The sequence below is a fragment of the Mesorhizobium monacense genome (genome assembly GCF_056781675.1).
The window spans coordinates 1,178,396-1,201,833 of sequence record NZ_CM165567.1 but is presented as its reverse complement, the minus strand read 5'-3'; the positions used below and the strand labels follow the sequence as shown (position 1 = coordinate 1,201,833).

General features: G+C 63.6%; 20 protein-coding genes. 5 read left to right on the top strand and 15 right to left on the bottom strand.

Annotated features, from left to right (window positions below; translation table 11 throughout):
- The first annotated feature begins 54 nt into the window (after positions 1–54).
- From AC1RUK_RS05630 to dhaL (AC1RUK_RS05610), 5 genes are all read left to right on the top strand, one after another.
- Positions 55–825, top strand: coding sequence for an SDR family oxidoreductase (locus AC1RUK_RS05630; protein ID WP_481836432.1), 771 nt, complete (start codon positions 55–57; stop codon positions 823–825).
- Positions 826–847: 22 nt separating this feature from the next.
- On the top strand, positions 848–1,840 hold the full coding sequence (locus AC1RUK_RS05625) for a dihydroxyacetone kinase subunit DhaK (protein WP_481836433.1): 993 nt from the start codon (positions 848–850) through the stop codon (positions 1,838–1,840).
- 11 nt (positions 1,841–1,851) lie between these two features.
- Positions 1,852–2,514 (top strand): dihydroxyacetone kinase subunit DhaL, encoded by a 663-nt coding sequence (gene dhaL / locus AC1RUK_RS05620; RefSeq protein ID WP_481836434.1) that lies wholly within the window; start codon positions 1,852–1,854, stop codon positions 2,512–2,514.
- A gap of 160 nt (positions 2,515–2,674) precedes the next feature.
- Positions 2,675–4,771 carry a bifunctional sugar-binding transcriptional regulator/dihydroxyacetone kinase subunit DhaK gene (locus tag AC1RUK_RS05615; protein WP_481836435.1) on the top strand — a complete coding sequence of 699 codons (2,097 nt, stop codon included), beginning with the start codon at positions 2,675–2,677 and terminating at the stop codon, positions 4,769–4,771.
- Positions 4,772–4,834: 63 nt separating this feature from the next.
- Positions 4,835–5,491, top strand: a complete 657-nt coding sequence (gene dhaL, locus AC1RUK_RS05610) for a dihydroxyacetone kinase subunit DhaL (protein ID WP_481836436.1) — start codon at positions 4,835–4,837, stop codon at positions 5,489–5,491.
- 56 nt (positions 5,492–5,547) lie between these two features.
- On the opposite strand, the gene AC1RUK_RS05605 is transcribed toward dhaL (AC1RUK_RS05610), so the two are convergent.
- The 15 genes from AC1RUK_RS05605 to AC1RUK_RS05535 all read right to left on the bottom strand — a co-directional run bounded on the left by AC1RUK_RS05605 (position 5,548) and on the right by AC1RUK_RS05535 (position 23,212).
- A complete protein-coding gene (locus AC1RUK_RS05605) occupies positions 5,548–6,009 on the bottom strand; it encodes an ABC transporter permease (protein WP_481839568.1) in 462 nt (153 codons plus the stop codon).
- A gap of 244 nt (positions 6,010–6,253) precedes the next feature.
- The gene (locus AC1RUK_RS05600) at positions 6,254–7,459 is read right to left on the bottom strand and encodes an NAD(P)/FAD-dependent oxidoreductase (RefSeq protein ID WP_481836437.1); all 1,206 of its coding nucleotides are present in this window, start codon (positions 7,457–7,459) and stop codon (positions 6,254–6,256) included.
- Complete coding sequence (locus AC1RUK_RS05595; protein ID WP_481836438.1) at positions 7,456–8,271, bottom strand: NAD-dependent epimerase/dehydratase family protein; 816 nt, start codon at positions 8,269–8,271, stop codon at positions 7,456–7,458. The genes AC1RUK_RS05600 and AC1RUK_RS05595 overlap by 4 nt, the downstream gene beginning before the upstream one ends.
- Positions 8,272–8,274: 3 nt before the next feature.
- Positions 8,275–9,477 carry a pyridoxal phosphate-dependent aminotransferase gene (locus tag AC1RUK_RS05590; protein ID WP_481836439.1) on the bottom strand — a complete coding sequence of 401 codons (1,203 nt, stop codon included), beginning with the start codon at positions 9,475–9,477 and terminating at the stop codon, positions 8,275–8,277.
- A complete protein-coding gene (locus AC1RUK_RS05585; RefSeq protein ID WP_481836440.1) occupies positions 9,474–11,093 on the bottom strand; it encodes a hydantoinase B/oxoprolinase family protein in 1,620 nt (539 codons plus the stop codon). Before AC1RUK_RS05585 ends, AC1RUK_RS05590 begins: the two co-directional genes overlap by 4 nt.
- Positions 11,090–13,186, bottom strand: a complete 2,097-nt coding sequence (locus AC1RUK_RS05580; RefSeq protein ID WP_481836441.1) for a hydantoinase/oxoprolinase family protein — start codon at positions 13,184–13,186, stop codon at positions 11,090–11,092. The genes AC1RUK_RS05585 and AC1RUK_RS05580 overlap by 4 nt, the downstream gene beginning before the upstream one ends.
- A complete protein-coding gene (locus tag AC1RUK_RS05575; protein ID WP_481836442.1) occupies positions 13,183–14,853 on the bottom strand; it encodes a thiamine pyrophosphate-binding protein in 1,671 nt (556 codons plus the stop codon). Before AC1RUK_RS05575 ends, AC1RUK_RS05580 begins: the two co-directional genes overlap by 4 nt.
- A 175-nt stretch (positions 14,854–15,028) precedes the next feature.
- The gene (locus AC1RUK_RS05570) at positions 15,029–16,510 is read right to left on the bottom strand and encodes an FAD-binding oxidoreductase (RefSeq protein ID WP_481836443.1); all 1,482 of its coding nucleotides are present in this window, start codon (positions 16,508–16,510) and stop codon (positions 15,029–15,031) included.
- 9 nt (positions 16,511–16,519) lie between these two features.
- Positions 16,520–17,284 carry an amino acid ABC transporter ATP-binding protein gene (locus AC1RUK_RS05565; protein ID WP_481839569.1) on the bottom strand — a complete coding sequence of 255 codons (765 nt, stop codon included), beginning with the start codon at positions 17,282–17,284 and terminating at the stop codon, positions 16,520–16,522.
- Between the two features lie 11 nt (positions 17,285–17,295).
- Positions 17,296–18,375 carry an amino acid ABC transporter permease gene (locus AC1RUK_RS05560; RefSeq protein WP_481836444.1) on the bottom strand — a complete coding sequence of 360 codons (1,080 nt, stop codon included), beginning with the start codon at positions 18,373–18,375 and terminating at the stop codon, positions 17,296–17,298.
- A gap of 3 nt (positions 18,376–18,378) precedes the next feature.
- Entirely contained in the window at positions 18,379–19,542 is a 1,164-nt protein-coding gene (locus tag AC1RUK_RS05555) for an ABC transporter permease subunit (RefSeq protein ID WP_481836445.1), read from the bottom strand.
- Positions 19,543–19,599: 57 nt separating this feature from the next.
- The gene (locus AC1RUK_RS05550) at positions 19,600–20,637 is read right to left on the bottom strand and encodes an amino acid ABC transporter substrate-binding protein (RefSeq protein ID WP_481836446.1); all 1,038 of its coding nucleotides are present in this window, start codon (positions 20,635–20,637) and stop codon (positions 19,600–19,602) included.
- A gap of 73 nt (positions 20,638–20,710) precedes the next feature.
- Positions 20,711–21,661, bottom strand: a complete 951-nt coding sequence (locus tag AC1RUK_RS05545) for a LysR substrate-binding domain-containing protein (protein ID WP_481840201.1) — start codon at positions 21,659–21,661, stop codon at positions 20,711–20,713.
- A 77-nt stretch (positions 21,662–21,738) separates the two neighbouring features.
- Positions 21,739–22,488, bottom strand: a complete 750-nt coding sequence (locus AC1RUK_RS05540; RefSeq protein ID WP_481836447.1) for an SDR family NAD(P)-dependent oxidoreductase — start codon at positions 22,486–22,488, stop codon at positions 21,739–21,741.
- 10 nt (positions 22,489–22,498) lie between these two features.
- The gene (locus tag AC1RUK_RS05535; protein ID WP_481836448.1) at positions 22,499–23,212 is read right to left on the bottom strand and encodes an SDR family oxidoreductase; all 714 of its coding nucleotides are present in this window, start codon (positions 23,210–23,212) and stop codon (positions 22,499–22,501) included.
- Positions 23,213–23,438: the final 226 nt, after the last annotated feature.

The following is a 23,438-nucleotide window of genomic DNA, read 5'->3' as shown; positions in this document are numbered from 1 at the left end:
TGGGGCGGGCTGTCCGCCCGCCCCACTTTCCATCAGGACTGGAAGAAGAGAACCATGACCGATTCAATAGATGTCGATCTCAATTTTTCGCTGGGCGGCAAGGTCGCCCTGGTCACCGGCGGCGCCTCCGGCATCGGCAGCGCCATTGCCTCGGCATTTGCAGCGAAAGGGGCCGTCGTCGGCGTGATCGATATCAATGAATCGGTTGCGAGAGCGAAGGCCGACGAACTCGGCAACGGCGCGAAATCCTTCGCCTGCGATGTGGCCGATCCACAGTCGGTGGAGGCGGTGATCGCCGCCGCGCAGGCGGCTTTCGGCCAAATCGACATCGTCGTCAACAGCGCAGGCGTCGCCATCCTTGCTCCCGCCGAGGAACTCAGCCTCGACGCCTGGGACAGGACGATCGACGTCAATCTCAAGGGAACGTTCCTTGTCTGCCAGGCTGCCGGGCGCGCCCTGATCAAGGCCGGCAAGGGTGGCAAGATCATCAACATGGCCTCGCAGGCCGGCAGCGTCGCGATCGACCAGCATGCCGCCTATTGCGCCTCGAAATTCGGCGTCATCGGCCTGTCGAAGACGCTTGCCGCCGAATGGGGCAAGCACGGCATCACGGTCAACACGATTTCGCCGACCGTGGTGCTCACCGACCTCGGCAGGAAGGCCTGGGACAACCCGCGCGGCGAGGCGCTGAAGCAGCGCATTCCGACCGGGCGCTTTGCTTTTCCGCAGGAGATCGCCGCGGCGGCGGTGTTCCTGGCGTCGAACGGCGCCGACATGATCAACGGCGCCGACCTCCTGGTCGACGGCGGCTACACCATTGTCTGAGCGGCGAAGGATTGGAGTAACAATGCAGCGGTTCATCAACAATCCCGACGAGGTCGTCGAGGATACGGTCAAGGGCTTTGTCAAGGCGCACGCCGACCTGGTCAGGCTGGGCAGCAACCCGCGCGTCATCGCCGCCCGCCATGCGCCGGTCGGCGGCAAGGTTGGCGTGATCACCGGCGGCGGCTCCGGCCACGAACCCGCCTTCATCGGCTATACCGGCCGCAACATGCTGGACGCGGTCGCGGTCGGCGAACTCTTCTCGTCGCCGACCGCAAAGAGCTTCCTCGACGCCGCGCGGGAGGCCAATGGCGGCAAGGGTGTCGTCTGCCTGTACGGCAATTATGCCGGCGACAACATGAACGTGAAAATGGCCATCAAGCTCGCGGCCAAGGAAGACATCGAGATCGCGACCGTCGTCGCCAACGACGATGTCTGCTCGGCGCCGCCGGAAGAGCGCGAGAAGCGCCGCGGCGTCGCCGGCGAGATCTTCATGTGGAAATGCGCCGGCGCCAAGGCCGCGCTAGGCGCCGGCCTCGAGGAGGTGCAGGCGATAGCGCAACGGGCGATCGACAATTGCCGTTCGATCGGCGTCGGACTTGGCCCGTGCACGCTGCCGGCGGTCGGGCATCCCAATTTCCTGATCGAGCCGGGCACGATGGAAGTCGGCATCGGCCACCACGGTGAACCGGGTGTGCGGGTCGAGCCGCTGAAGCCGGCAGCTGAAATAGCCCGCGAGATGGTCAAGGTCGTCCTCGACGATCATGCGCTTGCGGCCGGAACCGAAGTGGCGGTGCTTGTGTCCGGCCTCGGCGCAACCCCGGTCAACGAACTCTACATCCTCAACGACACGATCGAGACGGAGATCACAGGACGCGGCTTGACCATCCACAAGACCTATATCGGCAACTATTTCACCTCGCTGGAAATGGTCGGCGCCACGCTGACGGTCATGGCGCTCGACACCGAGCTGAAACGATTGCTGGACGTCGATGTCGATTGTCCGGCAAGGCTTTAGGAAACAGGCGCATGCAGCAGTTTGAAAACGCGTCCGCCGGCGACATCGTTCTCTCGCTGGCCGACAGGATCATCGAGAACCGGGCCTATCTCAGCGAGATCGACGGCAAGATCGGTGACGGCGACCACGGTGTCAACATGGCCAAGGGTTTCGGCATGGCGGCGGACAGGATCCGGGGCAACGACATGTCGCTGGCCACGGCCTTTGACACGCTGGGCACCGTGCTGATGACCGAGATCGGCGGCTCGATGGGTCCGCTCTATGGCGTCATGTTCACGCAATTCGCCGAAACGATCGAGGGTTCCCCGTCGATCGATGCCAGGACGTTCAGCGCCATGCTCACCAACGGTCTCGACGGTATCCAGTCGATCGGCTCGGCCAAGGTCGGCGACAAGACGCTGCTCGACACGCTCGTCCCGGCCATCGAGGCCTTCGACGCCGCCAATGCCGGCGGCAAGCCGTTCCCGGAAGCCCTGGATGCACTGGTCGTCGCGGCTGAAAAAGGCCGTGACAGCACAAAGGATCTGGTGGCGCGGGTCGGCCGCGCCAGCCGTCTCGGCGAGCGCTCGGTCGGTGTCCTCGACGCCGGCGCCACGTCCTGCGCCTTGATCCTGGAAACCCTGGCGCATGGCGCCAAGCAGAAACTGCAGCTGTCCGCGACCGCGGGACGCTGAACACGAACAGGGCTCCTCCCGAGCACTGGCTTCCGGCTGATTCCCAGCCGGAAGCCGGGTTGGTGCCCGATCGGACCAAGCCCCATCAGGCCAAGATTGAGTGTTCCGCCATTTACGCTCATCTTGGCGACCGATCTTGGATTCGGGGAAACCTGGCAGCATGACTGTAAAGGCATCATCGGCGCGCAAGAGCGGAACCACGCGAGTGAGCGCCGAAGCCGGCACCGAGCCCATTCCGCTGCGCTACGGCGACGACCCGTATGTCTGGGCCTGCTGGCTCTACTACGAAGATCACATGACGCAAGGCGACATCGCCGAGATCATGGGCATTTCGCGCGCGACGGTGAACAGCTATCTGGCCGACGCCCGCGCCCGCGGCATCGTCAATATCTCGCTCGAGCCGTCACGGCTGAGTTCGCTGTCGATAGCGCAGGAACTCAAACGCCACTTCGGCCTGCATGACTGTCTCGTCGTGCCGAGCGACGACAATACGCGGCCGCTGATCGATCGGCTTGGCGGGGCAGCGGCGCAGGCGCTTGCCAAGCTCTTGAAATCCGGTGACACGCTCGCCGTTGCCTGGGGGCGGACGATCCTGGCGATCGCGGAGCAAGCATCGGTGCCCGGCCTTCAGGACGTTACGGTCGTCCAGGCCACCGGCGGGACAGCCGCCAGCTTCGCCTATACGCCGGAGCTCTGCGCCTCAGCCATCGCCGGGGCGGTCAAGGCGAAGCTGATCAACATCACGGCGCCAGCGGTCGTTTCCACGGCCGAGGTTTGCGATATGCTGTTGCGCGAGCCGCTGATCCAGAGCCAGTTCGGTGCGCTTGCCAAAGCCAACAAGGCGCTGTTCGGCATCTCGTCGCTGCGCCCGAATTCGACGATCCACACCAGCGGCTTCTTTGAATCGGTTTCGCTGCAGCAATATCTCGCCAAGGACGCCGTCGGCGTCGTCGCCGGCCGCTTCATCGACGGGCAAGGCCATCCGGTTGCCGGGCCGCTGGACGACCGCACGATCGGCATCTCGCTCGACATGCTGAAGGCCATCAGCTTGCGGATCGCGGTCGCCGGCGGTTTCGACAAGGTGCCCGCCATCCTGGCGACACTGCGCGGCGGCTACGTCAACGTGCTCATCACCGACGCCGCCACCGGCCGCGGCATCCTGAATGCCGACGGCGTGACGGAACTCGACCAGAAGCTCTCGCAACGCCCAAGGGTCGACAACACGGTGGCCCTGCCCAGCAACTACCGCACCCACACCAAGAAATTCCTCAACGATCCCAATGATGTCGTCGAGGAAATGCTCGACGGCGTGGTGAAGGCCAACGCCGCCTATGTCATGCCGATCAAGGGGTCGCATCGCGCCCTCGTCGCCCGCACCGGACCGAGGCCTGGCAAAGTGGGTCTTGTAGTCGGCGGCGGCACCGGGCACGAGCCCTGCTTTCTCGGCTATGTCGGCAAGGGCCTCGCCGACGCAGTTGCCGTCGGCAACATCTTTTCGTCACCGCCTCCCGGCACGATCTTCCAGTGCGCCAATGCCGCATCGGGCGGGCAAGGCGTGCTCTTCGTCTACGGCAACTATGCCGGCGACGTGATGAATTTCGAGATGGCGGCCGAGATCGCGGCGGAACACAACATCGAGGTCCGCACGGTGGTGACGACGGACGATATCGCCTCATCTCCACTCGAGGACAAAGAGGGCCGGCGCGGCGTTGCCGGCAACTTCTTCATGTTCAAGATTGCCGGGGCCGCCTGCGACCGTGGATTGTCGCTTGACGCCTGCGAGGCCGTCACCCGCAAGGCCAATGCGCGTACCTTCACCATGGGCGTCGCGCTGGAACCTTGCTCCATGCCGCAGACCCGCCGCCACAATTTCGAGATCGGCCCCGACGACATCGAGATCGGCATGGGCATCCACGGCGAGCCCGGCGTCATCCGCGAAAGGATGATGAGCGCCGACGCGATCACCGACCGGATCATGGACCGCATCTTTTCGGAAATGAAGCCGGCGGCGGGAGACCGTGTCGCGGTGCTGGTCAATTCATTTGGCGCAACGCCGCTGATGGAACTGTACATTCTCTTCAGGCGTGTCGAGCAGCGGCTGAGCGCCAAGGACATCGCGATAGAAGCGAACTGGGTGGGACATTACTGCACCTCGCTCGACATGGTCGGCGCGTCGATAACGGTCATGCACCTCGACTCCGAACTTACAGAATTGTTGCATCACCCTTGCGACACGGCCGTCCTGCGGGTTGGTTGAAGATAGGGAATAGGCGCCCCCGTGAAGACGGGCGGCATCCTGCTTGAACTTGGGAGGAACACGATGTCGGACAATGCGGCGCGACGCCTGAGCCGGATGTTCTATCGCATATCGATCGCGATCGAGGCGGGTAAGGACCACCTCTCGGACCTGGATGGCGCCATCGGCGACGCCGACCACGGCATCACCATGTCGCTCGGCTTCATGGCGGTAAACGCGGAACTGGCCAAGCTCAACCTCGACGACACGCTGCCGTCGGAGGTTTTTACGGCTGCCGCGTCGGCTTTTCTCGACGCCGTCGGCGCCTCTACGGGGCCGCTCTATGCGACAGCTTTCCGGCGGGCGGCACAAGCGCTCAAACAGGATGAATGCCTCTCGGGCAACGATCAGGCGATGATCGTCGAGGCCATGACCACCGGCATCAGGGAGCGCGGCAAGGGACAGCGCGGCGACAAGACGATGCTGGATGCCTGGATCCCCGCGACGGAAGCGGCCGTCAACGCACGCGCTCGTTCGGCCGGATGCCCGGAGATGTGGAACAGCATCCTGGAGGCTGCCGAAGCCGGCGCGAATTCGACCCGGTCGATGGTCGCGGCTCGCGGCAGGGCGGCCAGGCTCGGCGAGCGGTCCCTGGGGCACATGGACCCGGGTGCCGCCTCGGCCGTCATCATCCTGCGGGCGATGAAGGACACCTTTGGCGAAGGCGAACCGGCGAGATAGTCTTCGGCGTGGCCAAGAAGGTTGAACGGTGGATTTCGCCGTCCGATCGGCGACAGCTATAGTTTGCGCCGCGAAACCGGTGCGGAAACCGCAAGCAGGAATACCGACGCCACGATCAGGACAGTGGCGGCGGCCGCAATGGTCGGTGTCATCGTGTCGCGCGCAACCGTGAACATCTCCCTTGGCAAGGTGCGCTGCCCCGGCCCGGCCAGGAAAACCGTCACGACCACTTCATCGAGCGAAGTCGCAAAGGCACACAGCGCGCCGGATGCGATGCCGGGGCCGATCGCCGGAAGCGTCACGCGCCTGAACGCCAGCAGCGGCGTGGCGCCCATGCTGGCCGCGGCCCATAGAAGGCGGCGGTCGAAACTGGTCAGCGCGGCAGAAACGGTCACCACCACGAACGGCGTTGCGAGTGCGGTGTGCGCCAGCACGAGGCCCGGATAGGTGGCGGTCAGCCCGGTCATCGAAAACACGAAATACATGCCGACGCCGACAATGACGACGGGCGCGATCATCGGCACCAGATACGCCGTTTCACAAGCTGGCTACCAAAGCCTGTAGGCCCGCAAGGCGACTTGCCCCCCGCGACTGCGACGCGGCTGGAACCGCCACGGCGATCGGATTTTTCGACTGGTGCGTCTACAGGTGGGCAGGACTGGACTTTTGCAAGACCTGACATGGGCGCCAGACGGCTGCAGCGGCGCCAGCCAGCCACGGTCGCGCGGCAACGTCGTGACCGGCCCGATCACGACGCCAGGTTCAGATGACAGCCTTTTCGAGGAACGGACGGTTCTCAACGATGCGCTCGTAGCCGACCTCAGACAGGTCTAGCGTTCGAAAGCCGCCATGGACGATGAGTTCCGCCACGCCGCGACCGGCCGCCGGCCCCTGCTGCAGACCGTGTCCGGAGAAGCCGTTGGCGAAGATGAAGTTCTTGACCTCGGGATGGGGGCCGACGACAAGATTGTGGTCGAGCGTGTTGAAATCATAGTGCCCGGCCCACTGGTTCACGGCCTTGATCGCCTCGAAGGCGGGGGAACGCGCCGCCAGCGCCGGCCAGATGATCTCCTCGAACTCGTCGTAGCGCGGCTCGAAATCATCCCAGTCGGAACACGGGTCTTCCACCGGCGGACACCCGGTTAGAAAGAAGCGGCCTTCCGGCCGGCAGAACACGCCGGATGGGTCGATCATCAGCGGCAGCCGGCCCTGGTTTACGGCAGCCGACCCCTCGGGAGACTGTGCACAGTCGAACACGAACAAGGTGCGCTTGCGCGGCTCCACGGGAACATCGAGCCCTGCCATGCAGGCGGTGAGCGCCGCCCGGGGACCGGAGGCATTGACCAGCACGCCGGCCGAAATCACCGCGCCGGATTTCAAGGTGACATCGGTGATCTTGCCGCCCTGGCGGCCGATGGCCACCACTTCGTCGGTGACGTAGTCGACGCCCAGCGACCGCGCCTTGTTCTTGAAGCCGTACATCAGGCCGGTGTTGTTGAACCAGCCTTCGCCGGACTGGCCATAGGAGGCCAGCACGATGTCGTCGGCATTCAGATGCGGAAAGGCGGCGGCCACTTCATCGCGTTGCCAAAGCACCACGTCCGCGCCGCAGGCCCGCTGCACGGCATGGTTTTCGCGCAGCGTCTGTGCCTGGTCCTCGGTGTTGGCGAGGAACAGGTAGCCGCCCTCGTGAAAGGCGAGATCGGGTCTATCGGATCCCACCTGCATGGTGTCGGCGAAGTTGCGGATGAATTCGGTGCCGAACTGGCTGATGCGGACGTTTATCGGGTTGGAGAACTGGTTGCGGATCGACGACGACGACAGCGAGGTCGACGCCTTCGCATAGGTCGGATCCATCTCGACCACCAGGACCGACCCCGAGAAGTCCGGATTGGCAGCCAGGAAATAGGCGACGGCGGAGCCGATCACGGCCCCGCCGACAATGACGACATCGTAACTCTGCTTCACGATTTGGGCTCGTCGTCCGGATGCCCGAGTTCGCAGAACCAGCCGCCCAGATATTTCACCGACGGCGTCTTCGGATCCGGAACCGGCGTCCTTGCCTCGACCGCCGCGCGGAATGGCTCCGCGTTGTCCTGCGGATTAAATCCGAGATGGTTCGCGCCGCTGTTGTCGACCATTTTCAGTTTGTTGTCGGAAATGCCGAACGAGATCGTGTGGCCGACACGTGGCGCGGTGAGCGAGGCCTCGACGAGGCGGACGCAATCGGCGAAGGAAAGGTACGACCACAGCATGCGCCGGTCGGCCGGCTCGGGGAATGACGAGAAGATGCGCAGGCACACCGTCTCGATGCCGAATTTGTCCCAATAGAGCCGGCTCAGGCTTTCGACGAAATTCTTCGACACGCCATACAGGCTGTCGGGGCGCACTGGCGCGTCGACCGAGATGTGGGCTTCGACCTCGTGGTAGCCGATGGCGTGCACCGAGGAAGCGTAGATGACGCGCTTGACGCCATGTTTCCGCGCGCCTTCATAGATGTGGTAGGAGCCGCGGATGCTGGAATCCAGGATGGTCTGCCAGGCGCATTCGAGCGGCGCCCCGCCGAAATGCACGATCGCGTCGCAGTCCTTGGTGGCCGCGATCGTCGCCTCCATGTCGGCGAGATCGAAGACCGCTTCTTCCTCGTGCGGAGCAAGATCACCGAACGGTTCGCGGCCTGCCAGGCGGATCGTCTTTGCCAGCGGCACCAGCCCCTTTCGCAGTTCCGAGCCAAGGCGGCCGGCCGCGCCGGTGATCAGGATGCGTTCGTACTGAGGCATGGTCTACTCCACTTGCGCGACGGCGGCATTGATCCGCGCGATCGCTTCGGCAAGCACCTCCTCGCTGGTGGCGGTGGAGATGCGGAAATAGGGTGAAAGTCCGTAGGCGGCACCGGGCACAGAGGCCACGCGGCCCTCATTCAGGAGATAGCTCGCAACGGCGGTGTCGTCTTCGAGCACGACGCCCTTGGGCGTCTTGCGGCCGATCAGGCTGGCGCAGCCGATATAGGCATAGAAGGCGCCTTCCGGCGGCGGCAGCGTCAGGCCGTTGATGCGCCTGATGCCATCGACGACCAGGTTCCTGCGCACTTCGAAGGCTTGACGGAACCGGGCCACCTCATCTTGCGGGCCGTTCAGCGCGGCGACCGTCGCCGCCTGGGCGATCGAGCACACCGAGGTGACCGACTGGCTCTGGATGGTCGACATCGCCTTGACCAGCGGTGCCGGCCCGGCGGCGTAGCCGACACGCCAGCCGGTCATCGCATAGGCCTTGGCGACGCCGTTGACGATCAGGCTTCGGTCCTTCAGCTCCGGACAAGCCTTGCCGAACGACACGAATTCACGACCATCGAAGATGATGTGCTCATAGATCTCGTCGGACAGCACCAGCACTTGGCTGTGTCTGGCCAGGACGCTGCCGAGGGCCTTCAACTCCGGCTCGGAATAGACCGCTCCCGACGGGTTGCTCGGCATGTTCAGGAACAGCCATTTGGTCCTCGGCGTGATCGCCCGCTCGAGCAGTTCGGGCTTGAGCCTGAACCCGGTCGCCTCGGGGCATTCGACGACGACCGGCGAGCCGCCCAAGAGCTTGACCATCTCGGGATAGGACACGAAATAGGGCGCCGGCAGGATCACCTCGTCACCGCTTTCCAGCGTCGCCATCAAGGCGTTGAAGATGATCTGCTTGGCGCCGTTGGCCACGACGATGTCGTCGGCGGTGTAGTCCAGCCCGTTTTCGCGCCTGAATTTTGCCGCTACGGCCTCGCGCACTTCCGGCGTTCCGGCCGCTGCAGTGTAGAGGGTCTGGCCAGCCTTTGCGGCCGCATAAGCCGCTTCGGTGATGTGGGCAGGCGTCGGAAAATCCGGTTCGCCGAGGCCAAGATCGATGACATCGACGCCTTTGGCCCTCAGCGCCTTGGCGGCCTGGGACGCCGCCATCGAAGCCGACGGCTTGACCACGGACAGACGCGAGGAAATGTAGCTCATTTGCCGTCCTCCGTAACATATCCCCTGGATTGGTCCTGCGTCCTCGCCTCGGCGCTGCGCTTGGCCGGATCGCCATAGCCGCCGCCGCCCGGCAACTCCAGGATCAGCCGGCGTCCTTCCGGCACATGCTGCCATCCTTTCGGTCGCATCAGCGTGCCATCATCCAGCTTGACCACGCCGGCTTGGCCGTCCTTGCCGCCGTTGCGGCCTTTTGCCGGATGCTTGACGCGGTCGAACATGGCCGAGAAATCGAACTCATGTCCGTCAAGAGCACTGATTTCCAGGACCTGGCCGAGACCGCCGCGAAACTCGCCATCGCCGCCCGAGCCAGGACGGAGCTCCTTGCGCCAGATGACGATCGGGCCGGTATGCTCCGTCGCCTCGATCGGCATCGTGTGAACGCCGGAGGGGAAGGCTGTTGCCGACAGGCCGTCCAGTTCGGGACGAGCGCCCATGCCGCCGGAATTGAACATCAGCACCTCGGCCCGACGGCCGGCGCCGCCGGCGACCGGCCGGGCCGAGATATGGATGTTCCACAGCGCGGCGGCACCTTCCGCCAGGATCTTGCCGGGCAGTGCCTGGGCCATCGCGCCAAGCACGAGATCGGGAACCATGTGACCGATGACATGCCTCAGCGATACCGGCGCCGGCCGGGCCGCGTTCAGGATGTTCGTGGGTGACGACACGGTGAAGAACGCCAGCGAGGCGGCGTTGTTGGGAATATCGGGCGCAACGACGCATTTCAGCGCGTAGCAGGCATAGGCCTTGGTGTAGATGATGGGCACGTTGATGCCCCAGCGGCTCATCGGCGCGCTGCCGGAGAAGTCGACATTGAGATGGTCGTCATGCGCCGAAACGGCTGCCGCCAACTTGACCGGGTCGTCGTAACCGTCCGTGACCAGTTCGTTGGACCATGTCCCCTTCGGCAGAGCCTTGATCCGTTCCAGCATGGCGTTATGCGTGCGCGAGAAGATGAACGCGCCGAGACCATCGAGCGATGTCAGGCCGATCTCCGTCATCATGCCGACGAGCCGCCGATGGCCGACCTCGTTGCAGGCGGCAAGCGAATAGAAATCGCCGACAACCTGGTTCGGTTCGCGGACGTTGCAGCGCAGGATCTTCACCAGATCGCGGTTGACCACGCCCTTCTCGGCGAACTTCATGATCGGGATCTGGATGCCTTCCTCGTAGACCGACTTGCCGTCGGCGCCAAAACCTCGCCCGCCGACATCGACGACATGGGCGGTGCAGGCAAAGAAGGCGACGAGTTCGCCGTTCAGGAACGACGGCGAGACCATCGTGATATCGTGAAGATGGCCGGTCCCCTGCCAGGGATCGTTGGTGACATAAGTGTCGCCCTCGTACATCTCCTCGCGCGGGATCTCGTTCATGAACTGCAGCACGGCTTCGGCCATGGTGTTCACATGCCCGGGCGTGCCGGTCACCGCTTGCGCCAGCATTTCGCCGCGCGGATTGAACACGCCGGCGGACAGGTCGCCGGACTCGCGTACGGACGTCGAAAAGGCCGTGCGCAGCAGGGTCAGCGCCTGCTCCTCGACAACGGAGATCAGCCGGTTCCACATGACCTGCATGCGGATTTCGCCAATGTCGCTCATGCCGCGCTCTCCTTGCGGATCATCAGGATGGCGCCGTCGCTCTGCATGACGGCGTCGAACGGTGTGGTGACGACCGTCGAGGTCTCTCGCTCCACGATCACGGCCGGCCCCTTCACGCGGTCGCCCGCCGAGAGACTGGTGCGTTCGACAATCGCCGTTGTCTGCATCGTCCCGGTTCCCGGATCGAAAACCTCCCGCGTCACCGCGACCGGCACGTTGCGCGTGCCGGTGGTGATCTTGTGCTTTGCGGAAGCCGGCCGCTCATCGCTCGCTTTGACAGACCAGGTGACGACCTCGATCTCGAGCCCGTCGAGCCCGTCGATGGCGCGGCCGAAAAAGCGCTCGTAATTCTTGCGGAAGGCATCCGCCAGGGTGGCGGCGGCGTCCTCGCCGAAAGGCTTGTCGGGCAGAGCGACAGGGATTTCCCAGCCCTGGCCCGCATAGCGCATGAAGGCCGTGATCTCGCGCAAGATCTTGCCGCTGGTGCCGGCACGCACGAAGCTCTCTGCCGAAGCCTTGAGGTCGTCAAGCAGCGCGTTTACCTCGTCCACCTTGAATTGCGAAAGCCGCATCAGTTTGGACGCCAGCGCCTCGTAGCCGAAGGGCGCCTTGAGGAAGCCGATCGCCGAGCCAACGCCGGCACCCTGCGGCACCAGGCATTGGTCGAGACCGAGCTTTTCGCAGAGCCGCGCCGCGTGCAGCGGTGCTGCGCCACCGAAGGCGATCATGACATTGTCGGAGATGTTCTTGCCGTTCTCGACCGCGTGGACGCGGGCGGCATTGGCCATGTTCTCGTCCACCACCTCGCTGATGCCGAAGGCGGCCGACAGTGGGTTGAGCGACAGGCGCGCGCCAACATCGCGCGTGATCGCGCCTTGCGAGGCCGCAGCATCGAGCTTGATGGCGCCGCCGGCGAAATTGTCGGGGTCGAGCTTGCCTAGCACCAGATCGGCGTCGGTGATCGCAGGCCGCGCGCCGCCGCGCCCGTAGCAGGCTGGCCCCGGTTCGGAACCGGCACTTTCCGGGCCGGTCTGGATGCGTCCCATCGCATCGACCCAGGCGATAGAGCCGCCGCCGGCGCCGATCTCGATCATCTCGATCACCGGGATCGAGATCGGCATGCCGGAACCCTTGCAGAACCGGTAGGTGCGCGCGACTTCGAAGGTCCTGGCCGTCTGCGGCGCGTAATCCTCGATCAGGCAGATCTTCGCGGTCGTTCCGCCCATGTCGTAGGAGACGACGGTGTCGAGATCGAAACGCCGGGCGATGTCGGCGGCGAAGATGGCACCGCCGGCCGGTCCGGATTCGACCAGCCGCACCGGAAATTCGGACGCCGTTTCGACCGAGATCAATCCGCCGCCCGAATGGATCATGAAGACGGGACAATCCGCGCCCATGTCCTTCAGCCGCGTCTGCAGCCGGGCGAGGTAGCTCGCCATCTGCGGACGGACATAGGCGTTGGCGCAGACCGTGTTGAAGCGCTCGAACTCCCGCATCTGCGGCGAGACTTCGGCGCTGACGGAAATCGGAATGTCCAGCTTCCGCGCCAGGATCTGCCTGGCTCGCTGCTCATGCGCCGGGTTCATGTAGGAATGGATGAAACCGATCGCGACCGCGCCGAAACCGCCTGCGGCGATCTGGTCGGCGATCTCTTCCAGGGCGGCTTCGTCCAGCGGCTGCAATTCCTGGCCTTCGGCGCCGATACGGCCCTTGACCGTAAAGCGATGCTCGCGCGGAATCAGCGGCGTCGGCAGTTTCAGGTTGAGGTCGTACTGCTCGAAGCGGTTCTCGGTCCGCATCTCGATCACATCGCGGAAACCCTCGGTCGTCACCAGAGCCGTCTTGGCGCCGCGCCGCTCTATGAGCGCGTTGGTCGCCAATGTCGTGCCGTGGATGACGATACCGATGTCCGTGGCCGAGATCTTTGCATCGCGCACGACGATGGCGATGCCATCGAGGATCGCCTGCTCGGGCGCCGAATAGGTGGTGAGCACCTTGGTCGAAAAGATCGTTCCGCGCACATCGAGCGCGATGTCCGTGAAGGTCCCGCCGATGTCGGCGCCGAGACGGATGTCGTCTGTCCTGGTGGTCATGCCTTGGCCTTCTGCGAAGCGAGTGCCGCCTCGCGCATCTGGGAAAGGGTCTGGCGCGGGGTCAGCGCCTCGGGGGAAATAACGAGTTCCAGAACCGCGCCCGTCGGCGATGCCAGCGCCCGCCCGAATGCGTCAGCGAAATCCGCGGTGGATTCGACGCGTTCGGAATGGAAGCGGTAGGATCTTGCAAGACCGACGAAATCCGGGTTCTCGATATTCGTTCCCGAGACACGCGCCGGATAGTGCCGCTCCTGATGCGCGCGGATCGTGCCGTAGATGCCATTGTTCAGGATGAGCACGATGGGCTGCGCGCCGGCCTGCATGGCAGTCCCGAGCTCCTGGCAATTCATCTGGAAATCGCCGTCGCCGGCAAAGCAGACGACCGTGCGGTCGGGAAACGCCACCTTCGCGGCAATCGCTGCCGGCAGGCCATAGCCCATCGCGCCGGACTGCGGGGCGAGCAGCCGCGCCTTGGGGCCGAACTTGAAGAACTTGTTCGGCCACACCGTGAAATTGCCGGCGCCATTGGTCAGGATCACATCGTCGGGCAGGTTGTCGCGCAGCCATGCGCTGACCTCGACCATGTCGACCGGACCAGGCTGGGCCGGCGCCTTGAACGCGCCTTCGTAGCTTGCCCTGGCCTTGGCACGCCATTCGGCCCACTCGCCCTCAATCGGGGTCAACGCCTTGGCAAATGCATTGGGGCCGGCATGGATGCCGATCGCGGGAATGTAGACCTTGCCGATCTCGCGATCCGACGCATGGACGTGGATCAATTTCTGGCTTGGCTCGGGTACCGACAGCAAGGTGTAGCCGTCCGTCGTCATCTCTCCGAAGCGCACATTGATGGCCAGGATCACGTCGGCTTCGCGGATCAGCGCCTTGACGTGAGGCACCATGCCCACGCCGGCCTCGCCGACGAAAACCGGCGAGCCATTGTCGAATTGATCCTGGAACCGGAAGGCCGCTACCACCGGAATATCGGAAGCCTCGGTGAAGGTCCGCAGCGCGGTGCGTCCCTCGGCGGTCCAGTTGGCGCCACCGATCAGGATGACCGGCCGGCGCGCCGCGGCAAGCATTGCATGGGTTGTTGCAACCGCCTCCGGGGCGGCAGCAGGTTCAAACATGGCAGCCGGTCCGCTGAGCGGAGCGGCGTCCGTCATGGTGGTCAGCATGTCCTCCGGCAGCGCCACGACGACCGGGCCAGGTCGCCCGGTCAACGCCGTCGTCCATGCCCTCGCCACGATCTCGGGAAGGCGCGAAACCTCGTCGATCTCGACCGCCCATTTCGCCAGCGTGCCGAACACCGCGCGATAGTCGACCTCCTGGAACGCCTCGCGGCCCTTCATGTCCGTGCCCACCTGGCCGACGAACAGCAGCATCGGCGAACTGTCCTGCATGGCGGTATGCACGCCGATGCCGGCATTGGTGGCGCCGGGACCGCGCGTCACGAAGCAGATACCCGGAGAGCCGGTCAGCTTGCCATAGGCCGAAGCCATGAACGCAGCGCCGCCTTCGTTGCGGCAGAGCACGTAGTCCAATCTGCCTTCGGTGTCGTGCAATGCGTCAAGAACAGCCAGGTAGCTTTCTCCGGGCACGCCGAAACTCTTGGTCGCGCCCAACGCCATCAGGCACTCGACAAGAAGCTGGCCTCCATTGCGCATCATGCATCAACTTTCTCAATGGCCGGCGGAAGGGCGTGACAGCCGCCTAACGAGTTTGGATCGTCCCTGCCCGGCAGGTCAAACCGGCAACGGGGTGAATGGAGGAATCTTGGAAAAAGACATCCTGCCGTCTTTAACCTGCACGCTGGCGAGATGCGGCGAAATCAAGAAATCTCATCTATTGGAAAGTTTTTCTTTCCTTGACGGAAGAGATCAGAACGCCCGGATTCATCAGGCCTGACGGATCCAGGGCATCTTTCACGACCGCCATCAAGTTTCGCTCCACCGGACTTCTGTTGGTGTCGGCTAGCACGATCTTCGAGCGGCCGAGACCATGCTCGGCGGCAAAGCTGCCGCCCATTTCCGTGGCCAGCGAGGCCAGCGCCTGGCCGAGCTCCAACGCCTTGTCGGCAAAGTCGCTGTGTCCTTCGGGAGGGGTCAGGTTGTAGTGGATATTGCCGTCGCCAAGATGGCCGAAGGGATTGATGCGCACGCCCGGCAGGATCTTGCTGCACATCGCCTCCCCTGTCTCGATGAATTCGGCGATCTTGCCAGGCGGCACAGAAATGTCGTGCTTGAGCTGCTGCCCCTCCAGCCGCTGGCCTTCCGGTTGCTCCTCGCGCAGATGCCAGAAGTGCGCCCTTTGGGCATCCGACATTGCAAGCGCACCATCGATCACCAGGTCCTGCTCCATGCCCCACTCCAGCGCCGCAGTCAGGATCTCATCCAGCGGAACCCTGGCCGAGCTCGACGCGAGTTCGGCCAGAAGGTGGACCCCGCCCCTGGTTTCCAGCGGAAAGGAAACGTCCGCCAAATGCTTCAGGACCAGCTTGAGGCCGAAATCGGAGAAGAACTCAAGGCCGGAAAGGAACTCGCCGGCTTCGCCCCTCAAATATGTTCCGAAGGAGACCGCCGCGCCGCAATCGGCGAAGGTAAGCAGCGCCGTCGTCCGCTGCTTGGGCGCCGGATAAAGCTTCAGCACCGCGCGCGTCACAATGCCCAGCGTGCCTTCCGAGCCGCAGAACAGCTTGCGCAGCTGGTAGCCGGCATTGTCCTTCTGCACGGAGCGCAGCCCGTTCCACACCGTGCCGTCGGCGAGGACGACTTCGAGGCCGAGGACAAGGTCCTGCATCATGCCGTAGCGCAAGGCGTAGCTGCCGCCGGCATTAGTGCCGATCAACCCGCCGATCCTGGCGCTGCCTTCGGCACCGAGATGCATGGGAAAGATCAGACCATGCAGCTCCAGGGCCTCGTGCAGCGCGGATAGAACCACGCCGGCTTCGACAACGATCGAACCGCTCGCGAGGTCCGGCTTCTCCATCGCGGTCATGCGGGAGAGCGACAGGATCACGGCACCGGCTTCGTGCGCGACGGCACCACCGCACAGGCCGGTGTTGCCACCCTGGGGCACCGCGGCCACGCCCGCCTCACGGCAGATTTCGACGACCCGCGCCACCTCCTGTGTGTTTGCTGGACGAGCGACGCCCAGCGGAGCCGCTCCGTAGCGGCGCAGCCAGTCCCATCGATAGGCTCGACATCGCCGCCCGAAAGCCAGCCTTTCGCACCAAGAACATTCGACAAGGCAGAGACGGGATCGATCATGAGACAATCTGTATGAATGCGGGAGGCTCACATGCGCCGCATCGTATCCATGCGGCATGGAGCCAGATCAATGCCCCAGAACCTGGGACAGGAACAGTTGCGTTCGTTCGCTTTTGGCCGATGTGAAGAAGATTTCCGGCGGCGCCTCTTCGACAATCTCGCCCGCGTCCATGAAAATCACCCGGTCCGCAACCCGCCGCGCAAAGCCCATCTCATGGGTGACGCAGATCATCGTCATGCCTTCGGAGGCGAGCGTGACCATCACATCCAGCACTTCCGAAATCATTTCCGGATCCAGCGCGGATGTCGGCTCGTCGAAAAGCATGATCTGCGGCTGCATGCACAGCGAACGCGCGATAGCGACTCGCTGTTGCTGGCCGCCTGAAAGTTGGCCGGGATATTTTGCGGCTTGTTCGGGGATGCGGACCTTCTCCAGATAGCGCCGCGCCATCGCTTCAGCTTCAGCGCGGGGCATCTTGCGCACCAGCATCGGCGCGAGCAGGCAGTTCTCGAGCACCGTCATATGCGGAAACAGGTTGAAGTGCTGGAACACCATGCCGACTTCGCGCCGTATCTCGTCGATGTTTCCGACATCGTCGTTCAGTTCGGTGCCAAGCACCTCGATGCTGCCGGCATTGTGTTCCTCCAGCCGGTTGATGCAGCGGATCATCGTGGATTTGCCGGAGCCGGAGGGACCGCACACGACGATCTTCTCTCCGCGAGCGACGGTCAGGTTAGTGTCACGCAGCGCATGGAAGGTGCCGTAATATTTGCTCATGCCTTCGACCCGGACGGCTATTTCCTGTGTGCTATAGGCAGTTGGAACGGTCATCATGAAATCCTTTATCGCTCGCCGACCGACATGCGCCGTTCAAGGAAGGCGCCGTAGCGGGACAGGCTGAAGACGAAAACGAAGTAGATGAGGGCGATGAAGGCGTAGACCTCGACATAAGCGAACCGCCATTCGCCGGTTCCGTAGGCGGCATTGCCGGAAGCCAGTATCTCGAAGAAACCGACGATGACCACCAGGGACGTCTCCTTGAACGAGATCACGAACTGGTTGATCGTTGCCGGCAACGCGTTACGCATTGCCTGCGGCAGGAGGATGCGGCTGATGCGGTGCCAATAGCTGAGGCCGAGCGCCATCGCGGCCTCCTCCTGTCCTCTCGGAACACCCTGCATGCCGCCCCTTACGATCTCGGCCTGATAGGCGGAGAAGAACAGCGCCGAGCCGAGAATGACCCGGTAGAGCTTGTCGCCCTGCAGCCATTGCGGCAGCGCAAAGGGCAGAACGATCGCGAAGGTGAACAGGATCGAGATCAGCGGAAGCGACCGCACGCCATCGATGATGAGGCCCGTCGTGCGCGATATCCAGGGCAGTTCGGAGCGGCGCAGCAGGGCCAGGCAGATTGCCAGCGGAAAGCCAACCAGGCAGGTCGTCACGAAGATGAAGAGCGTCAGCGCAAGCCCACCCCACATTTCCTCGCCGACGAAGCTCAGGCCAAGCAGACCGCCTTTCATCAGCACATAGAAGACGGCCGCTCCGGCCCCCCAAACGAGCGCGATGCGACGTCCCGTCCAGAAGGCGGGAATGCAGCTCAGCACCGTCATGGCCACGACCGTGACGCAGGCAAGCGCCGAGCGCCATTGTTCCTCATAGGGGTACAGTCCGAAAAAGATGATGCGCCACCGGGCCGCGATGACCGACCAGCAGGCGCCGGATGCCGCATGGCAGGCGTCCGCCCCTCCGCTGGCATCGAACACCGCGGAGAAGACAGCCCAGTTCAGCAGCTTCCAGACCAGAAAGACAATCACCGAGAGGGAGAGCAGTGAAATCACGGCCTGAAGAGGCGTCGCGAAGAAGCGTCTCTTCAGATCCTCAAGTTTTCCTGAGGCAGGCGGAGCGACAACGACCATTTCCATCTCTCATCCCCTCAGTTGATTGCCCTTGAGGGCGATCGCTTTGTTGATGCGGTTGAACAGAGCCGCCAGGCTCAAATTGATGAACAGGAAGCCGGCCATCAAAATGCCGATCGCTTCGAGGGTCTGGCCGGAATGGTTGATTGTCAGCGCCGTGATCATGAAGAAGTCGGTGAAGCCGACCGCTATGCCCATCGTGGTGGCCTTCATCAGCCAGACATACTGGTTGGCCAGGATCGGCAGCATGGCGCGCAGCGCGAGCGGCAGCCGGACAAGCGTGAAAACCTGCCAGGGTGTGAGCCCCAGCGAACTGGCGGCCTCCACCTGGCCTTTGCCGACGGCCTTGAAGCCGCCGCGCACGATCTCGCCGATATAGGAGCCACCATAGATAGCGATGGCCACGACGAGTGCGGAAAACTCGGGCGGGATGCGCAGGCCACCTCGCAGGTTCAAGCCTTGCAGTGATGGCAGATCCAGCAAAGGGCTGTCGGGCAAACGCCCGACAAACAGAAAGAGCACAGCGCAGGCGAGCGCGGCTGCAACGGCCGCAAGCTGCACCGAGAATCGTTGATCCAGTGGACGGCTGAGCAGGGATGTTCGGCCCAGCCAGATCGGCAGGACGATTGCCGCGACCACGCCCAACGAAGCCGCCAGCAGTGCCAGCCCGCCGACGTTCGGCGCCGGCACGTAGAGCCCGCGGCTGCTGAGGAGGAAGCCCCAGGCCTCATGCGCGTTGCGTGGCGTCGGCAGATGCGTGATCAGCGCGTACCAGAAAAACACCTGCAGAATCAGAGGGATGTTTCGAAAGACATCCACATAGGTGCGGCCGAGCAGCTTCGCCAGATCATTCGCGGACGTCTGTGCAAGACCTACGATCATTCCGACCAGCGTCGCCAGCGCGAGACCGAAGCTGCCAAGAAACAGCGTGTTGAGGATGCCGATCAGGAAATACCACCAATAGGGATCATTGGCCGATGCCGGCAGAAGCGAGAAGCCCAGATCCCAACCAGTCGACTTGAACAGGAAGTCGAACCCGGAGGTGATGCCCTGGGCGGCGAGATTCTGCCGCGCGATCAGGGTGCCGGAGAGAACCAGCGCGCCGAGCGCGCCGACATAGAGCGCCTGCAGCAATGCATTGCGAACCTTCTGATTTCTCAGCAGCTTAAACATCGACCGACCTTTCCTGGGAGGGAGGGCCGGCTCCGCGTTGGCGGAGCCGGCTATGCGTCAGTCGACCACCAGCGGGAACAGAACGCCGCCATTGTTCCACAGATTGGTCAGGTCACGATCCATCTTGTAGGGCGAGTCCTTGCCCAGATCGCGATCGAAGATCTCCGAGTAGTTTCCGACCTTCTTGATGACGTTGTAGGCCCAATCGTCGGGCAGGCCGAGACCCTTGCCCATGCCCGGTGCGGCGCCCAGGAACTTGGCGACCGCCGGCGACGTCGGCTTGGCCTTGATCTCGTCGACATTCTTGGAGGTGATGCCTTCCTGCTCCGCGAACAGCAGGGCGCTGAGCGTCCAGTTGGCGACGTCGACCCAATTGTCGTCGCCCTGCCGCAGGATCATGACCTCCGGCTCGACCGCGATCACGTCAGGCAGGATCACATGGTCTTCGACCTTGCCCTTGGCCACGCGTGCGATGGCCAGCACCGGACCCCATTGCGCATAGAGGTCGCAACGGCCGGAGAAGTAAGCCTGTTCGAGCTCTTCCGTCTTTTCGATGACGACCGGCTCGAGCTTGATTCCGATCTTCTGGCTGTAGGCCGCGACCTGCTGTTCGATGGTCGTGCCTGCCGGGATGCAGATCGTGCCGCCCTGCGCATCCTTGAGCGACTTCAGGTTGAGCTCCTTGTGCGCCATCACCTTGGTCGTGCCGAGGTAGTACGACATCGAGAACTGGAGCCCCAGTTCCGTGTCACGGCTCAGCGTGCCGCCGGAAGCCTTGATGACGATGTCGACGTCGCCCGACTGAAGCGACGGCCAACGCTGTGCCCAGCTGATCGGCACGATCTTCAGTTTCGCCGGATCACCGAAGACGGCCGTGGCCACGGCCCGGCAAAGGTCGATGTCCATGCCCTTCCAGTTACCCTTGTCGTCAACTTCGGCAAACCCGAGATACGAGCCGTCATGGCCGGTGCAATTGAGCACGCCGCGCGCCTTGATGGTTTCGAGCGTCTTGCCGCCGGCGGCTTGAGCCGGCGCCGAAATCTGGACAAGGCTGAGCGCAAGGGCGGCAGCCGCCCCCCATTTGAGAAACTGCATAGTCATTCTCCGCTGTTGAGGTTGTTGGTTTTTTCTGTTGTTGGGGCTGTCGAGCCCGGGTTGAAAGCCGCCTTCAATCGAGAAGGGGTGTCGGCTTCGGCAGGGCAGAGATCTTCAGATCGCTATCCCAATCTTGTTGCGTCAGCCATCGGTGCAGGGCAGCGACGGCCTTCACGCGCAGGTGCCCTCTGGGCACGACCAGGTAAAAGCCCGGTATTTCCTCCTCTTTCATGTCGACAAGCGCGTCGCGCCCAAGCGGCGCGACGAGCACGCCCGATCGCAAATCTTCTTCGGCGTCCATGACCGACACGAGCCCGATGCCGATGCCCTGCAGCGTCGCGCGCCGCATCGTCGCGGCGTCGTCGAAGCCGATGCTGCGGTCGCCATCCGCCAGCTCGACGCCCAGGTGCCGCAGGATGTCAGGCCAGAAGCGCTTCGACTTCACCGTATCCAGCAGCGTGAAGCGGGTAAGGTCCTTCGCCGATCCGATCTGCCCGCCGATCGCCGGCGTGCAGCAGATGATCTTCGGGTCCGGTACAAGCAGCGTCGTGTCGTAGTCGGACCAGCCGCCATACCCCCATTGCACCGTCATATCGACATCGTCGCGTCCGAAGTCGGGCAGATCGACCATTGTCGTCAGCCGAAGATCGGCGCCCGGCAATATCTCGCGGAACAGCGACAGCCGCGGCAGCAGATAGTGGGTGGCGAAATACGGGCTCGCATTGAGATTGATGCGATCCCGGTAGGTGGATTTGGTGACCCGGCGCACCCCTTCGGCAAACTCGTCGAATCCAGCCTTGACGTAGTGCGACAGCAGGATCGCCAACTCGGTCAACTCGATCGAGCGCCCCTTGCGCTCGAACAGGGTCACCTGCAGCGTATCCTCCAGCAGCTTGATCTGCTGCCCGACAGCCTGAGGCGTCACCAGCAACTCGTCGGCGGCCTGCCGAAAGCTCTTGTGCCGCGCGACCGCGTGAAAAACCCGCAGGGCATTCAGCGGCGGAAGGCGCGGCTTGCCAGTCATCGTTCGTTCAACTCCTTCCGGTTTTCGAACTCCATCACGCACGGCACGTCACGGTCACGGCGGCCAGATCACTGACCTCAAGCGTAGATGTAACCACCTGAAACAATTATGTTTTCACCAGTCATGTAGGTGTTCTTGGGGCCACCGGCCATCAGCACCCATTCGGCGATTTCCGTTGGCTGCGCGCCGCGGCCGAGCGGGCTCGCCTTGGCCAGTTCATCCAGGAAGCCGAGAGCGGCCGCGCGCTCGGTCGCCATGCCGGCGGGAGCCACGGAATTGACGAGGATACCGTCCTTGGCGACGTGATGCGCGAAGGAGCGGGTGAGGCTGACCACCGCAGCCTTCGTTGCCGCATAGTGGGCGTTCTGCGGATGCGCCTTGAAGGCGTCCACCGACGTCAGGTTGACGATGCGCCCGCGAATCTCGGCCTTGGGCTCCTGCGACTGCATATGCCTGACGGCCGCCACCATCATGTGGTACGTGCCCTTGATATTGATGCCGTTGGAGGCGTCCCATTCGGCGTCGCTGATTTCGAGCAGCGGCCGGCGGGGATAGATCGCGGCGGAGTTGATCACCGTGTCGATGCGCCCCAGCTTCGCAGCGATTGAATCGAAGGCGGCGTGGCACTGCGGCCCGACCTGGATGTCGCATTTGGCAAAGGCCATCGGCAGGCCTTTTGCGCGCGCCGGTTCAAGTGCTGCTTCAGCCGCTTCCGGGTTGATGTCTATGATGCCGACTGCCGAAGCGCCGTCCTCGACCGCCATGCGGGCCAGAAGCGCGCCGAGGCCGGAACCGCCACCAACGATGAGTATTGAAAGACCCTTCATTCCTATGTCCTTACTTGCTGCCGCTCGGGGTGGTCGGGCGGGTTGGCATAATGTCGAAACGGGTAACGTCGGCCCAGGCGGGCAAACCAAGCAGGGCCACGACCATCCGGGCCACGTCTTCCGGCTGGACCGCGATATTGCCGGCGTACATGGCGGCCCGGGCCTTGGCGTCGAGGATGTCCTTGTAGAGCTGCGTCTCGACCCGACCCGGAACGATCTCCGTCACGCGGATGCCGTGGCTGGACAGATCGGCCCGCAGTGCCGCGGCAAAGCCCGCGATCGCCGCCTTGGTCGCGGAATAGACGGCTACATTCGGAAAGGCGGCATGGCCGGCCGAGGAGCCGGTGAACAGAATGTGCCCTGCCCCGCGATCGCGCATCTGCGGCACGACAAGCCGGGTGAGCAGGATCGCCGAACTGAGGTTGACCTCCAGCGTGGTGTCGATGTCCGATATGTTCATGTCGGCGAAATTGCCCAACGGCGGCATCACACCGGCATTGTTGATCAGCACGTCTATGTGCAGATCGCTCACCACGGCCTCGAGCGCCTCCCGGTCGGTGACATCGACGGCGATCGGCGTGATCCCGGGTCGTGTGGCCCGCAATTCCTCCAGCGCACTCTTGCTGCGGCCGACGGCGTAGACATCGTAGCCGGCCTCGCTCAGCGCCACCGCCATCGCTCGCCCGATGCCGCTCGTCGCTCCTGTGATGAAGGCTGTCGTCACGTGGGCTTCCCCGTTTTCTGGAGGTCAGTGTGTGGCTTTAGCCGGCACAGTGAAACCAAGAAAACCAGGAAAAAGGAAAGATAAGCTTTCTCATCGACCAATGGCACTACATTGCTGCACTGCGGTCCGCAAATGCTGCATCCCCGCAAAAGTCAGGCATCTTGCAGCTATCGTTCGCCCTTTCCTTTGCAGAATCGCCCGTGACCAACCGTCTTCAGCGAAAACC